Raw genomic sequence first — 223 nt, forward strand, 5'->3', positions numbered from 1 at the left:
TATTCTCGTATGCGTAGATCTGACCCATGGAGACGTCGGTGGCGGGCTTGCGGAAGCGCTCGAAGGAACCATACTCCTTACCATCCGTCCTGTAGGCGTTGGTCGACGAAGCGGCGAGGAGGGAGGACTGGGTCTTCCTATTCTTGACGGTGATCTTACTGAGCGTCAGCTTGTCGAGCGTCGACTGGACATCGATGCGGGCGGCGAGACGCTCTAAGTTAAT

The 223-nt window shown here is 57.0% G+C and carries 1 protein-coding gene; it reads right to left on the reverse strand.

Annotated features, from left to right (window positions below):
• The coding region (locus tag HMPREF2890_RS09055; RefSeq protein ID WP_168160403.1) for a hypothetical protein at positions 1–223 on the reverse strand (223 nt) is incomplete at both ends.

The sequence above is a fragment of the Porphyromonas sp. HMSC065F10 genome (genome assembly GCF_001808555.1).
Lineage (GTDB): Bacteria > Bacteroidota > Bacteroidia > Bacteroidales > Porphyromonadaceae > Porphyromonas_A.